The organism is Pseudomonas sp. NPDC089996 (genome assembly GCF_044748405.1).
Classification (GTDB): Bacteria; Pseudomonadota; Gammaproteobacteria; order Pseudomonadales; family Pseudomonadaceae; genus Aquipseudomonas.
Window position 1 is genome coordinate 64,615 of sequence record NZ_JBIVGA010000010.1, and the last position, 13,536, is coordinate 78,150.

General features: G+C 64.2%; 14 protein-coding genes. 8 read left to right on the forward strand and 6 right to left on the reverse strand.

Annotated elements, in window-relative coordinates; genetic code table 11:
* Positions 1-4: 4 nt before the first annotated feature.
* The 7 genes from ACIPW4_RS18330 (at position 5) to ACIPW4_RS18360 (ending at position 6,695) form a co-directional block, all read left to right on the forward strand.
* Entirely contained in the window at positions 5-1,300 is a 1,296-nt protein-coding gene (locus tag ACIPW4_RS18330) for an NTP/NDP exchange transporter (RefSeq protein ID WP_400660322.1), read from the forward strand.
* A 164-nt stretch (positions 1,301-1,464) separates the two neighbouring features.
* Positions 1,465-1,644 carry a general stress protein gene (locus ACIPW4_RS18335; RefSeq protein ID WP_400660324.1) on the forward strand — a complete coding sequence of 60 codons (180 nt, stop codon included), beginning with the start codon at positions 1,465-1,467 and terminating at the stop codon, positions 1,642-1,644.
* A gap of 61 nt (positions 1,645-1,705) precedes the next feature.
* Positions 1,706-3,040, forward strand: a complete 1,335-nt coding sequence (locus tag ACIPW4_RS18340) for an iron-containing redox enzyme family protein (RefSeq protein WP_400660326.1) — start codon at positions 1,706-1,708, stop codon at positions 3,038-3,040.
* Positions 3,040-3,993: a methyltransferase gene (locus ACIPW4_RS18345; protein WP_400660329.1), complete on the forward strand. Its 954-nt coding sequence runs from the start codon at positions 3,040-3,042 to the stop codon at positions 3,991-3,993. Before ACIPW4_RS18340 ends, ACIPW4_RS18345 begins: the two co-directional genes overlap by 1 nt.
* A 6-nt stretch (positions 3,994-3,999) precedes the next feature.
* On the forward strand, positions 4,000-5,121 hold the full coding sequence (locus tag ACIPW4_RS18350) for a carboxylate-amine ligase (protein ID WP_400660332.1): 1,122 nt from the start codon (positions 4,000-4,002) through the stop codon (positions 5,119-5,121).
* Positions 5,122-5,173: 52 nt separating this feature from the next.
* The gene (locus tag ACIPW4_RS18355; RefSeq protein WP_400660334.1) at positions 5,174-5,764 is read left to right on the forward strand and encodes a nucleosidase; all 591 of its coding nucleotides are present in this window, start codon (positions 5,174-5,176) and stop codon (positions 5,762-5,764) included.
* Between the two features lie 91 nt (positions 5,765-5,855).
* Positions 5,856-6,695: a Ku protein gene (locus tag ACIPW4_RS18360; RefSeq protein ID WP_400660337.1), complete on the forward strand. Its 840-nt coding sequence runs from the start codon at positions 5,856-5,858 to the stop codon at positions 6,693-6,695.
* A 104-nt stretch (positions 6,696-6,799) separates the two neighbouring features.
* Here ACIPW4_RS18360 and ACIPW4_RS18365 read toward each other — a convergent pair whose 3' ends face one another.
* The 5 genes from ACIPW4_RS18365 to ligD are packed head-to-tail and all read right to left on the reverse strand — an operon-like array spanning position 6,800 to position 12,345.
* Complete coding sequence (locus ACIPW4_RS18365; protein ID WP_400660339.1) at positions 6,800-7,447, reverse strand: glycosyltransferase; 648 nt, start codon at positions 7,445-7,447, stop codon at positions 6,800-6,802.
* On the reverse strand, positions 7,444-8,043 hold the full coding sequence (locus ACIPW4_RS18370; protein WP_400660341.1) for a class I SAM-dependent methyltransferase: 600 nt from the start codon (positions 8,041-8,043) through the stop codon (positions 7,444-7,446). The genes ACIPW4_RS18365 and ACIPW4_RS18370 overlap by 4 nt, the downstream gene beginning before the upstream one ends.
* Positions 8,044-8,054: 11 nt before the next feature.
* Entirely contained in the window at positions 8,055-8,810 is a 756-nt protein-coding gene (locus ACIPW4_RS18375; protein WP_400660343.1) for a PIG-L deacetylase family protein, read from the reverse strand.
* Positions 8,807-9,850, reverse strand: a complete 1,044-nt coding sequence (locus ACIPW4_RS18380) for an acyl-CoA dehydrogenase (RefSeq protein WP_400660346.1) — start codon at positions 9,848-9,850, stop codon at positions 8,807-8,809. The genes ACIPW4_RS18375 and ACIPW4_RS18380 overlap by 4 nt, the downstream gene beginning before the upstream one ends.
* On the reverse strand, positions 9,847-12,345 hold the full coding sequence (gene ligD, locus ACIPW4_RS18385; protein WP_400660347.1) for a DNA ligase D: 2,499 nt from the start codon (positions 12,343-12,345) through the stop codon (positions 9,847-9,849). The genes ACIPW4_RS18380 and ligD overlap by 4 nt, the downstream gene beginning before the upstream one ends.
* A gap of 129 nt (positions 12,346-12,474) precedes the next feature.
* Between ligD and ACIPW4_RS18390 the strand changes: the two genes are divergently transcribed.
* On the forward strand, positions 12,475-12,939 hold the full coding sequence (locus ACIPW4_RS18390) for a phosphotransferase system, HPr-related protein (protein ID WP_400660349.1): 465 nt from the start codon (positions 12,475-12,477) through the stop codon (positions 12,937-12,939).
* Between the two features lie 162 nt (positions 12,940-13,101).
* On the opposite strand, the gene ACIPW4_RS18395 is transcribed toward ACIPW4_RS18390, so the two are convergent.
* Positions 13,102-13,530 (reverse strand): hypothetical protein, encoded by a 429-nt coding sequence (locus tag ACIPW4_RS18395; RefSeq protein WP_400660351.1) that lies wholly within the window; start codon positions 13,528-13,530, stop codon positions 13,102-13,104.
* Positions 13,531-13,536: the final 6 nt, after the last annotated feature.

Sequence of the window (13,536 nt, forward strand, 5' to 3'; positions counted from 1 at the left end):
GGCCATGAACGACTGGCGCAGGCGACTGGATCACGGGCTGAATATCCAGCCCGGCGAAGGCCCGGCAGTGATTGCGGGGCTGTTGCTGTTCTATCTGCTGTTCACGGGCTATTTCATGCTGCGCCCGGTGCGCGAAACCATGGGTGTGGCGGGCGGCGTGGACAACCTGCAATGGCTGTTCACCGGCACGTTCATTGCCACCCTGGCTTGCCTGCCGCTGTTCGGCTGGCTGGCCTCCAAGGTGCGCCGCCGGTACATCCTGCCGTGGACCTATGGCTTCTTCGCCAGCAACCTGCTGCTGTTCGCCGTGCTGTTTGCCCGCGATTCGCAGAACCTGTGGAGTGCGCGGGCCTTCTACATCTGGCTGTCGGTGTTCAACCTGCTGACCATCTCCCTGGCCTGGAGCGTGCTGACCGATCTGTTTTCCACCGAACAGGGCAAGCGACTGTTCGGCCTGCTGGCGGCTGGCGCAAGCCTCGGCGGCTTGAGCGGGCCGGTGCTGGGCACGCTGCTGGTAGCGCCGCTGGGCCATGCAGGCTTGGTCATGCTGGCCGGTCTGCTGCTGCTGGGTAGCGTCGCCGCCTGTGCGTATCTGCAACGCTGGCGTGATCACAGGCCACTGGTGGCGGCCAATGAGCAGCCGGTGTCGCGGCCATTGGGCGGCAATCCGTTCGCAGGGGCGACGGCCGTGTTGCGCTCGCCGTACCTGCTGGCGATTGCGCTCTTTGTCGTGCTGCTGGCCAGCGTCAGTACCTTCCTGTATTTCGAACAGGCGCGCATCGTCAGTGAAACGTTCCCCGACCGCACGCGCCAGACCCAGGTGTTCGGCCTGATCGACAGCGTCGTGCAGGCGCTGGCCATCCTTACCCAAGTGTTCCTCACCGGCCGCCTGGCCAGGCGCATGGGCGTCGGCGTGTTGCTGGTGGCGGTGCCGCTGGTGATGGCAGCGGGCTTCGTCTGGTTGGCCCTGGCTCCGGCATTCGCCGCTTTCGTGGTGGTGATGGTGGTCCGCCGCGCAGGTGAATATGCGCTGGTACGGCCGGGCCGCGAGATGCTGTTCACCGTCTTGCCGGCCGAGGACAAGTACAAGGCGAAGAACTTCATCGATACGGTGGTCTATCGCGGCGGCGACGCACTCAGCGGCTGGTTCAAGCGTGTACTGGATCTATTGGGTGAGCACCCGCAACTGGCGATGATGATCGGCGTCATCATGGCGCTCGCCTGGGGTGCTACCGGTTTCTGGCTTGGCAAGCGCCATGAAGGAAAGGCGCTGGCGGATGATGGTCTGCCTCGAACCTGACTCGCTTCAAGCCTACAACTGGCGCACCAAATACATCTCGGTCACTTATTTAACGCCACCTGTCCGAACCCATCGCAATAAAACGAATCCTCCGATATCGCCGAACTCCGAACCTATGTACGGCGCTTTGCCGTGCATTCCGAAGTCACATGAGGTTAGAGACCATGGCCAACAAAGAGAACAGCCGTACCGGCAGCCAAGGCAGCCAGGGTGGCAGCAAGAACCCAGGCAACTTCGCCAATGACCGGCAAAAGGCGTCCGATGCCGGCCGTAAGGGCGGCCAGTCCTCGGGGGGCACCACGCACCAGGATCGCGAATCGGGCCGCAAGGGCGGCCGCTCGTAAGTGACGGCAACGCAGTGCTGGGGCTTCCCGGCACTGCCAACTCTTCATCGAGGGCACCCGCATGACGGTCATGACTGGCAAGACCGCCGCACTCGCGCCGCTCCCGGCGCTCCGTGACAGCCTGGCCAGGCGTTATCACGCACTGCTGTCAGGCAAGGAGCGGGGTACCCGCCAGTGGTTGGCCGCGCAGTTGGCCCATGTCAGTGTCGAGCCCGATGACCTGCCAGAAACGCCCGATCAACTGGGTACCTGGAGTGCAGGGCACGCAGCTGCAGTGGCGCAGGCCCATGCCCAGTACCTGGAGCAACGCCGCCAGGGCGCGCCACGGCGCTATTTTGCCAATCGCTCCCATGCCCTCTGGTTCCTGCAACAGGTAGCGCCAACCAAGGCCGTTGACGGTGCCTGGCTATACGCGACCTTGCGCCATTGGCACGACCCGCGCTACCACGGCCTGATCCGAACCTACCTGGAAGAGCTCGGCGAAGGTGATCCGCGCTGCAACCATGTGCTGATCTACCAACGGCTACTCAGCCGCCTGGGTTGCCTCGAAGCGCCCCCACTGGACGATCAGCGTTATTTGCAGGGCGCCCTGCAACTGGCGCTGGGGCATTGCGGCGACGACTTCCTGCCCGAAGTGATCGGCTACAACCTGGGCTACGAACAACCCCCCCTGCATCTGCTGATCACCACCCATGAACTGGCTGAACTGGGCATCGACGGCCACTACTTCCAGCTGCACGTGACCATCGACAATGCCGCCAGCGGGCACGCCAGCAAAGCCATCCGCGCCGTGCAGCAACTTTGCCCGGAGCAAGACCCTGAAGGGTTCTACCGGCGGGTGCGCCACGGCTATCGCCTGAACGAACTGGGTACCGATACACCGAGCCTGATCGGCCGCTTCGACCTCGAAGCCGAGCTGCTGGCCGCGTTGGAGCGCAAGCGGGCCTTTGCGCAGTTCATGCATGCCGACCGTTGCCGCGTGCAGGGCCGCACGGTCAATCAATGGCTGGCAGAGACCGACGCTCTGGGCGAGTTCCTGCAGGCGATGCAGGCCCAAGGCTGGATCAAACGTGGGCAGGACCCGACCGAGAGCCGCTGGTGGTCACTGATCGATGGCGCCAATGCCCCCATGTTCGGCGTGTTCAATGCCTATGAAAAACAGTTGTGGCACGACTGGATCGCCGCTGATTGGCAGGTACCGATACGCCGGGTGCTGCCCGGTAGCTGGCAAACGGCGCAACCGCCAGTTGCCGCCCACGCGGATGACGATGGCGCGCTGTCCATCGATGCCCTGATCACAAGCATGGCCGGCAATCGCCATGCGCTGCCGGCAGGTTTGCAGGCCACCCGTGCCTATTTGCGTGCCACTGGCCTGAACCAGGAGGGCGTGACCTGATGATGCTCACCCCGCAACAGGTTCAGACCGATCAGGCACTGCTGCAGCTCGGCAGGCGCCTGCGCGCCGACGGTTATCGCTTCACCTGCGTGACCCCGGCCACCCACGCACGTATCAATGCAAGGCAGGGCACCGAGCGGGCCACCAACTTGCGCGATGTATTTGGCTGGAGCCGGCCGTTCAGCGACGGCGTCATTCCAGCCGACCCGCTGCAGCAGCTGCTTGTCGCACAGGTGTTGCACGAACAGGAGGGGCTGCTGCGCAGCCGGGTCCGCTGGTCGAGCCTGGACGACCTGTTGTTCGTGCACTCGGCCTATCCGACCGAGGCCAGCGACGCTGTATTCTTCGGACCCGACAGTTATCGCTTCGCCCAGGTCATCCATGACCATCTGCAGCGTAGCCCGACCCGTGTCGAACATGCGGTCGACATCGGCTGCGGCAGCGGCGTCGGTGCCGTGTTGATCGCCCGTGCGGCTCAGCATGCGCAAGTCAGTGCAGTCGACATCAACCCATTGGCGTTGCGCTTTACCGCGATCAACGCGGCCCTGGCCGGGGTCGGCAATGTGTCGGTCGAACCCAGCGACCTGCTTGACGGCATCAGCGGCAATTTCGACCTGATCGTCGCCAATCCGCCGTACATGCTGGATGCCAGCCAACGCACCTATCGCCACGGTGGCGGTGAACTGGGCGCGGACCTGTCGCTGCGGATCGTCGAGCAGGCCCGTGAACGCCTCAGCCCAGGTGGCTCGCTGCTGTTGTATACCGGCGTGGCCATTGTCGAAGGGCGTGATGCCTTGCTCGAAGCCATCCGCCTGCGCCTGGCCGGCCCGGAGTGGGCCTGGGTCTACCGGGAGATCGACCCGGACGTGTTTGGCGAGCAATTGCTGGAACCGGGTTACGAGCAGGTCGAGCGCATCGCCGCAGTGGCCCTGACCGTCAACCGCTGCGCCTGAGCCGGCATGTACCGGCCTTGCACGTTCGGCATCGAGGAAGAGTACCTGTTGCTGGACCTCGCCAGTGGCCGCCTGCTGACCTCGCCGTCACAACGTGTGGCCAGGCGTTGTCGCGAAGTGGCAGGCGAGTACTTTGCCGAAGAGATGTTCCGCAGCCAGATAGAAATCGCGTCGCCGGTGTTCAGCACCCTGCACCAGGCGCGCAGCTTCTTCCAGGATCAGCGTCAGCGCCTGGGCGCCAGCCTGGCCCAAGAGGGCGTCGGCCTGTATGGGGCTGCCAGCCACCCCAATGCGCCCTGGCTGCGGCAGCGGCCCAGGGCCAGCGCGCATTATCGGCAGGTGTTCGAAGACTACCAGCACGTGGCCAGACGCAGCCTGCTCAACGGCCTGCATGTGCACGTCGGCGTGCCTGTGCAGTGCGATCGCATGCAGTTGATCAATCGCGTGTCGTATTGGTTGCCCTTGCTGCTGGTGCTGAGCGCCTCGTCACCCATGTGGGCCGGGCAGGTGACCGGCTACATGAGCTACCGTCGGGTCATTTGCGCTGAATGGCCGCACATGGGCTTGCCCGAGGCGCTGCCTGACTGGAACGCCTATGAGCGCTATCGGGCGTTGCTGCAACGCACCGGGGTACTGGCCGCAGAAGGCGATTTCTGGTGGGCGATCCGGCCGTCGAGGCGCTTTCCCACTGTTGAGTTGCGCATTTGCGATGCCTGCCCCGACCTGGAGGATGCACTGTGCCTGGCGGGATTGTTCCGCCACCTGGTAGAGCAAAACCTGACAGCGCGCCACGCTGTATCCCCGCTCAGCCGTGAACTGCGCTGGATCACCCAGGAAAATTATTGGCGAGCGATGCGTCATGGCCGTTTTGCCGAATTCATTGGCACCCATGAGCAGCAACCCGTCACCGCGCTGGCCTGGCTGAGCCAGTTGCAGGCTGAATTCGCCCCAGATACGGTGGACGCAGAGCGCGCCTATCAGCATGCCCGGCACATTCTGCAGCAGGGCACCAGCGCCGATCGTCAGCTGTTGACCCTGCAATGCGCCCTTGCCAATGGCGCCACTTCTGCACAGGCATGCCGCGCCGTGGTCGAGCAGGTTGTGGCGGCAGGGCTTGCAATCGGTTAGCGATGGCCGACAATGGCGGCGCCCTTCGCAAACCACCCGGACTCCCTGCTCCATGATGCTGATCAAGCAATTCCCCGACATATCCCTGGCCGACACCTTGTTCGTCTTCGCTCTGGAGGCCGAAGCCGGCGATGTGTTCACCGAGTTGAATGCCGTGTTCACCGGTATCGGCAAGGTCAACGCCGCCATCGGCCTGACCCGGGCGATCCAGCAGCAGCGCCCCAGGCTCATCGTCAACCTCGGTTCGGCCGGCAGCCAGCGCCACGGCAAGGGCGAGGTGGTGTGCTGCACGCGCTTCGTGCAGCGTGACATGGACGTGACCCCGCTGGGCTTCGCCCGCTACGAAACACCGCTGTCGAACATCCCGGTGCTGCTGGAGCATGGCCAGGCCATCGCCGGCTTGCCAGAAGAAACCTGCGGCAGCGGTGACAGCTTCGAGGTCAACCATGGCGATGCGCCTTATGACGTGGTCGACATGGAAGCCTACGTGTTCGCACTGATTGCCCGCGAAGAGGGCATTCCGTTCGTGTGCCTGAAGTACATTTCCGATGATGCCGGCAGCGATGCCGCGGGGGACTGGGCAGTGCAGGTGCACCTGGCGGCCGAGGCGTTCAGGCGGGTGCTGTTCACACAGGTGAGTTGAGCAACCCACCAGGCAATTCGAGTAAACCTTCCCCGCGCCACGCAGTCATTTCAGGTATGAGGCCCATCATCGGGCCGGGGAGGTGCCAGCAATGGCCAGGGCTATCTGGAAAGGCGCGATCAGTTTCGGGCTGGTGCATATCCCGGTGTCGCTCAATACCGCGGTGCGCACCGAGCGGGTCGATTTCGACTGGCTCGACAAGCGCAGCATGGACCCGGTGGGCTACAAACGGGTGAACAAGGTCACCGGCAAGGACATCGACAAGGACAATATCGTCAAGGGCGTCGAGTACGAAAAAGGACGCTACGTGGTGATCAGCGAGGAAGAGATCCGCAAGGCCCGCCCTGAAGCCACCCAGACCATCGATATCTTCTCGTTCGTCGAAGCCCGGGACATTCCCCTGCAGCACTTTGACACGCCGTATTACCTCAGCCCCGACAAGCGCGGCGGCAAGGTCTATGCACTGCTGCGCGAAACGCTGGAAAGCACCGGCAAGGTAGCCCTGGCCACGGTGGTGCTGCATACCCGCCAGCACCTGGCGCTGCTGCGACCGCTGGACGATGCGCTGGTGATGATCACCTTGCGCTGGCCGGAAGAAGTCCGCGGGCTGGACAGCCTGGAGCTGGACAAGAGCGTGACCGACAGCAAGCCCGACAAGCGCGAGCTGGACATGGCCAAGCGCCTGGTCGAAGACATGAGCGGGCCGTGGGCGCCCGACGAGTACCATGACGCGTTCCGCCAGACCATCATGGACCTGGTGGAGGAAAAGGCCAGTAAAGGCAAGATCGCCGTGGTGGAGAAGGGCGAGGGAGGCGCTGCCGAGAAGGGCGCCGACATCATCGACCTCACCGAACTGCTCAAACGCAGCCTCGGGGGCAAGAAGCCCGCTTCCGAGAAAAAGCCGACCAAGCGTAGCCGCAAGGCTTCCTGAGTCCTGCACTGGCCTCTTCGCGGGTAAACCCGCTCCTACAGGTACCCCGCAGATCTCGAGTTCTGTGCAGTACTTGTGGCCCGCGAAGAGGCCGGAACAGGCAATCAGAGGTTCGCAAGGTAATCCCCGAACCCTTCCCGGGCCCGGCTGTCGATCCGACTGCTGGTCGCCACACTGTGCCTGGCTGTCCACACGATCTGCGCCCCATCAGCCTCAAGGTCGCGCACCAGTTGTACATCTTCATGGGCCGCCAACGGCTGGAACCCGCCGACCCGCTCATAGGCTCGCGCGCACACACCGAGGTTGGCCCCGTGAATATGCCGATGGCCTTCCCGTGCCTCATAGCGGCTGAGGTACAACCTGCGTAGCGCCGCACGTTGCCAGGGCTGCCAGTGGGCAATATGCACCGTGCCGCACACCACCTCGGCGGTGCAGGCCAGTTGCGACAGTAGCCAGTGCGCAGGCACCTGGCTATCGGCATCGGTGCAGGCCAGCCAGCTCGCGCCCTGCTCAAGCATCCACTCGGCCCCCAGGCGGCGTGCCATGCCAACACTTCCGGCCTCGACCGCCAGTACATCGACCGCATATCGAGCGGCCACTTGGGCACTGCCATCGACACAGCGGTCAAGTACCACCAGCACACGCACAGGATGGCCTGCCTGTTCAGCGCTGGCCACCGCGACAGCCATGGCCTTGAGGCAGCGCCCCAGGCGCCTGGCTTCATTGTGCGCAGGAATGACCACGCCGATCATGGGCAGGTCTCGTCCAGGTCGACCACGCTGGGCTGGCACGACCAGTATTCGAGCAGGAAGTCGGCCTCTTCATGGCGGTAGACCGGAAATAGCGGCAAGTGCTTGGCCAGTAGCTGATGCACCTCATGGCCCTCCTGTGGGCAACCTGCGATGGGATGCTTCCAATGGCAGGCAAGCAGGCCACCGTCATAAGTCAGGCTGGCCACTGATTGTTCAATGACCTGCAACCAGTCAGTCGGGTCCAGGTAATAGCCCACTTCGCTGAGCACGATCAGGTCGAATTGGCCGCCCGGCCAGTCGCCTGGCAGCCTGGCAAGTTCCACCGAGGCATTTGGCATTTGGTTCAGGCGCTCGCGGGCCAGGCCCACCGCCGTGGGGTCGAGGTCCTGGCAAAGCAGCTCGGCGCAGCGCTCGGCCAGCAAGACACTCAGCTCGCCATTGGCACAGGCGGGTTCGAATATCCGCTGATAGCACTGGCGCGGCAGGCTGGCGGCGACCAGCTCGCGTTTGCGTTTCTCGTACCAGCGGGTGCGGAACGCCCACGGGTCTTCATTGCGGGCATACAGGTCGGCGAAATACTGCGCATCGAGGCTCATGACCACTCCGTTTACAGAAACACCAGTTCGAAAGGTTGCAGCAGGCAATCCAGTAGCCTGGCCGGCAGCACGGGTGGGCGCGCACCGTCCGCCTGCAGCTGGCTGACATGCGCGGCCAGGGCCTTGCGCTTGCGTGCCAGGGCTGTTTCGTCCAGCTGGATGCGGTGGGCGCGTGGCCAGGGCAGACGCGGGTCGTCCGGCTGTGCCCAGTGCCAGGCCCATACCGGCACTTCGATCAACTGGGCCTTGCGTGCCTGCGCAGCCTGCGCAGCGGCTCTGCCCACCGCCTCGTGGTCGCCGTGACCGTCGTTGCGCCAGGTCGCCATCAGCACATCATCGGGCCGTAGCACCTGGGTCAGGTGATTGACCAGAAAGGCCTCTTCACGGGGCAAGGCGCCATCCTTGAGGTTCAGGCGGCGCCAGTCCAGGCGGTTCAGGTCAAGATCGAGCTGCTGCAAGGCCTGGCGGCTTTCAAGCGGGCGCTGCCGGCGCAGGCGGTGCTCGGTCCAATGTTCGGAGCCTGAGTGGCTGCCCTCGCCATCGGTGGCGGATATCAGCAGCAGCTCGTCTTCACGCCCGTGAAAATGCGTCAGCAAGCCGCCGGCCATCAGAATCTCGTCGTCCGGGTGCGGGGCAATCAACACCAGGCGGCGCCCGGGCGGGCACAGTTGCCGGGGCGTTATCCAGGTAGCACGCGCCAGGTGTGCGGCCTGCTGCCAATCGGCCCAGGGGGTACCGTCACTGGACTGGATCAGGTTCGTGCTCATAGTTTCCAGGCTCCTGCCGGCATTTGTGTCAGTTGCGCGCCCAATGCCGCCAGGTCTCGTTCGGCATGGCTCTGGCGAAGAAACACCGGCAGGTCGGCACTGAGCCTGGCGAAGTGGCCATTGCAGCAGAATGGCGTCGCCCCCAGCGCACGGCCGACGTGGCTGATCACCTGTTCGACGGCCTGCTCGACCTGGGCGCGGGTGCGGCGCACCTCGAAGCTGGCGTCGGCATCGGGTTGACGGTCGATCCACGCTGCGCATTCGCGCAGCGCTGCCCGGGCGCCGAACAAAGCGGCATCCACTGCGCCCAGGTGGGCATCGGCATGGGCGTCACGACGGGGGTTGTGGCAATGCGCCCGCAGATAGTCTGCAAGTGCTTCGGCGGCGCCGTACCAGCAGGCGGCGATACCGGCACCGCCATGCCAGAAGCCCGGGCGCGACAGGTACTGCCCCGGGCGGCCGATGGCGATGCCTGCGGTGTTGTCGAACACCACTTCGATACTCGCCGTGTTGGCCATGCCCACGGCCTGCCAGCGGTCGATGCTCAGGCCCTGGCTCGGGTCCGCCAGTTCGATCGCCACCAGTTGCGGCTGGTCTTCATCGGCCCAGGCAGTAATCAGCGCCCGGTCGATCTGCAGCGCGCCGGAGCACCAGGCTTTGCGCCCGGCCAGGCGCACCTGGTCGCCATCACGGGCCACGATGCGGGCGCGGGCATCTGGCGGCTCTGCGGCCCATACGCCCCAGGTGCCTTCGTCGACGTGGTGCGCTGCGCCACATTCAGCCAGGATGGCCAAGGCATCGGTATGGCCTTCGTACAGCTTGGCCAAGGCCAGGTCGCAACCGGCTACCCGCGCCAGGGTCTGCCAGCGGCGCAAGGTATTGCCTTGGCCAGGTAACGGCAGCAGGTCGAGGTGGTCGGCCTGCAGTGCCTGGATCAGTTGCGGCAGCTGGGTGTCGAGGTTCAAGGGCTGCGGCCGCTCGCCAAAGGTGCGCAACAGACGGTCGAGGTTGTTGAGGTCGAAATCCTGGACGATGCTCATGCCATCCCCATTTGCTTGCGCATGCGCGCAGTGATCGATTGGCGGGTCTTGGCCATATCGGCCCAAGGGTCGTCGGTTTCGGCCAGTCGCTCGCGCAGGTTGCCGATATGCCATTGGTTGGCGCCCTTGAGCTGGGCCAGTTCCTCGCGCCAGATCGGCACCGATACCGGCAGGCCTTCGCGGGCGCGCAGGGAATAGGCGCACGCCGTGGTGGCACCTTTACCGTTGCGCAGGTAGTCGATGAATATCTTGCCGACCCGATTCTTCGGCCCGGAAATGGCACTGAGCCGATCGGGGAACAGGTTGGCCAGATACTCGACGATGGCGTGGCTGAAATCCTTGACCTCTTCCCAACCGACACGGCGGGTGAGGGGGACCACAAGGTGCATGCCCTTGCCGCCGCTGGTCTTGAGAAACACCTTCAGGCCCAGCTCGTCGAGCAGGGTGAGGGCCAGCTGCGTAGCCTCAAGCATGGCTTTCCACGGCAGTGCCGGGTCCGGGTCGAGGTCGAGGACGAAGCGGTCGGGCTTGTCGAAATCCTTGTCGGTTGCGTTCCAGGTGTGCAGTTCCAGCATGTTCATCTGCACGGCGCCCAGCAGCGTATCGACGCGGTTGATGACCATCGCCGCCTGGCCGGCCTCGGCCTTGTCGTAGCTGAGCACGTTGGCAATGTGCAACTGGCCGGCGTTCTTCTGGAAAAACAGTTCGCCTGCCAGGCCATCCGGCGCCCGCACCAGCGCCACCGGGCGATCCTTGAGCTGGGGCAGTAGCCACGGGCTGACCTGGGCGTAGTACTCGGCGACCTGCCGCTTGGTAGCGCCGGTAGTGGCGTCGATCACCCGGTCAGGGTGGGTCAGGCGCAGCTCGCCTAGGCCGTCCGGCAGCTCGGATTGCTTGCGTTTGGGCAGGGTCTTGCCGGGCATGGCGCGCTCCAGGTCGATGTCGGTGGCAGGCTTGTCGTCGCGTAGGCCATGGAACACTGCGTGGCGCACCACGCCATCGCGGGTCATCTGGGCATAGGCAACCTCGGCCAGCAACTGTGGCTTGAGCCAGTGCACGCCCCGTGCCTCGACGCCGGTCGGCGGCCTGCGCAGCGCGGGTTTGGCGATCTCCAGCGGTTTGAGGCGGGCATGGATGCTGTCCAGGGTGGTGGCGCTGAAGCCGGTGCCGACCTTGCCGGCATAAAGCAGTTCGCCACTCTCTTTATCGTGCAGGGCCAGCAGTAGGGCGCCAAAGCCGCTGCGGCTGCCTTTGGGGTCGGTGAAACCGACGATCACGAACTCCTGGCGCTGCTTGCACTTGAGTTTCACCCAGTCGGCGCTGCGCCGGCCGACATAAGGGCTGTCTGCGCGCTTGCCGATCAGGCCCTCGAGCTCCAGGCGGCAGGCGCTGTCCAGTAGCGATTCGACGGGCTGGTCGAAGTCTTCGGAATACCTGAGCTTGTCCGACTCGCTGTGTTCGAGCAGGCGACGCAAGGCCTCGCGGCGTTCTTGCAGCGGCAGCTGGCGCAAGTCCTGGCTGCCCAGATAGGGCAGGTCGAACAGGTAATAGCAGAGCTGTTCGTCGTGATCGGTGTCGAAAGCGTTCTGCAGGGCCTGGAAGTCAGCCTTGCCGTGCTCGTCATTGACCACCATTTCGCCATCAAGCCATGCCGAATCGACGCCCAGCGCTCGCAGTGCGGCAACCTGCCCAGGCATCCTGGCGCTCCAGTCGTGGCCATTGCGGGTGAACAGGCGAATATCGTCGCCTTCGATCCTGGCAAGGATGCGGTACCCGTCGAATTTCACTTCGTAACGCCAATCGCCTTCGGGCGGCGAATCGACCAGCGTGGCGAGCTGTGGTTGCAACTGCTCAGGCAGCGCGGCCTTTACCGCTTTGCCGGTGCGTTTGCGGCTGGCTCGGGTTGGCGGGCGCTTGGCCTTGGCCGGGGGCCGGGGCGGCAGCACGCGGTCACTGAGCACGCTGTCCGGCTGGGCCTCGACGATACTGTATTCGGCTTCGCTGCGCGCTTGGCCGTCGTGGGACTTGACCAGCATCCATTGTTCTTTCTTGCCGGCCATGTGAGTGCGAAACAGGTTCCACACGCCGCTGAGCTTCTCGCCCTGCAGGCGAAAGCGCAACTTGCCCTTGGCATAGGCCTGGCGGGCATCGCCTTCGGGCTCCCAGACACCCCTGTCCCAGACGATCACATCACCGGCACCATAGTGGCCCTCAGGGATATTCCCTTCGAAATCGGCGTAGTCCAGCGGGTGGTCTTCGACATGGACCGCCAGACGCCGCACTTTCGGATCCAGCGACGGGCCCTTGGGGATGGCCCAGCTCTTGAGCGTGCCATCCAGCTCCAGGCGGAAGTCGTAGTGCAGGTGGCTGGCATCGTGTTTCTGGATGCAGAACTGCAGGGCGTGCGCCTGCTTGCCCCGGTTACGTTTGCCGCTGGGCTCGGGCGTGGCGTTGAAATCGCGCTTGCGTTCGTATTCTGCAAGGGGCTTGGCCATGGCGGGCTCCGGGGTCATTCCCTGTCTCTAGTTTGGGAGGTGGCCGTCCGCGCGGTAGTTCAAAAAAACTCTGAATCATCCACAACTTGGCAGAGTCGACCGTGTGTACCGAACCGATGGAGAACACAAATGACCCGCCCTGATGATCCCAAGCCCTATACCCCGACTGAAATCGACGACACCGAAGACCGCATGGGCAGTGTCCATGAGCTGGACTTCAACGAGCGGCAGGATGAGCGCGAAGGCCGCGTCGGCGATGAGCGGCCGGCCGCAGAGGTTGCTCAGGAGTTTCCTGCGCGCCGGGTTGCCGAAAGCGGCATGACCGGCGGCGAAACGCTGAGCGACAGCCTGCATGAAGACAACGTGACCTACGATGACCTCAGCCCCGACACGCTGCTGGACGAAACTGGCGCCCGCGACCCGCATGAACCGGGTGGCAGTGGCGGGCCGGCGGACAAGACCCTGCGCGAAGTCGATGCCGACGAAATCGGTGGCGGCTTTGGCCTGGACGAGGCAGAGCTTGCCCGTTCCGCACCGCTGGATGGTGAGCCTTGGACGGATGATGTGATTGAGGATGAAGGTAATAAAACCTGAAAGGAGATTCGATGCGAATCACCTGTAGGAGCGGCCTTGTGTCGCGATCGGGCTGCGGAGCAGCCCCAGTATTTCAGCGATAATGCTGCAATTGCAGGGGCCGCTTGGCGGCCCAATCGCGACACAAGGCCGCTCCCTCAGAGAGACGGTCCAGGCTTACGGTCAGTGGGTTTGCCAGATGCCTTCGTTGCGGTCACAGTCGGTGCGGGCCTGCCCGAGGCTGGGGGTATCGTAGTAGTAAGTGATCACCCTGGCATTCTTGGGCAGGGCCGGCTTCGTCGAGGGCTGGTCGCGCCCACCGGCTTTGGGATTGGCCAAGGTTTCCTGGGTCAGCGGCGCAATGCAGCTGCCTACGCTGCCGTCGGCACAGCGCGCCACCTTGCGTTTCTCGGTACTGAGCATGTCTTTGCTCTCGTTACTGCACGACCAGTTGATCGCTTCAGCGGGCATGTTGCTGAAGCTGTAACAGGTGTGATGCTCGACCGGCTTGACGGCTTCGCTGGATGAACGCGTCAGTACATCGCAGGCTTCGGCCAGCGCTTCGCCGCTGGCCAGGCTGCCAATCAGTATCATCATTGCAGGAACGCGCATGATTAC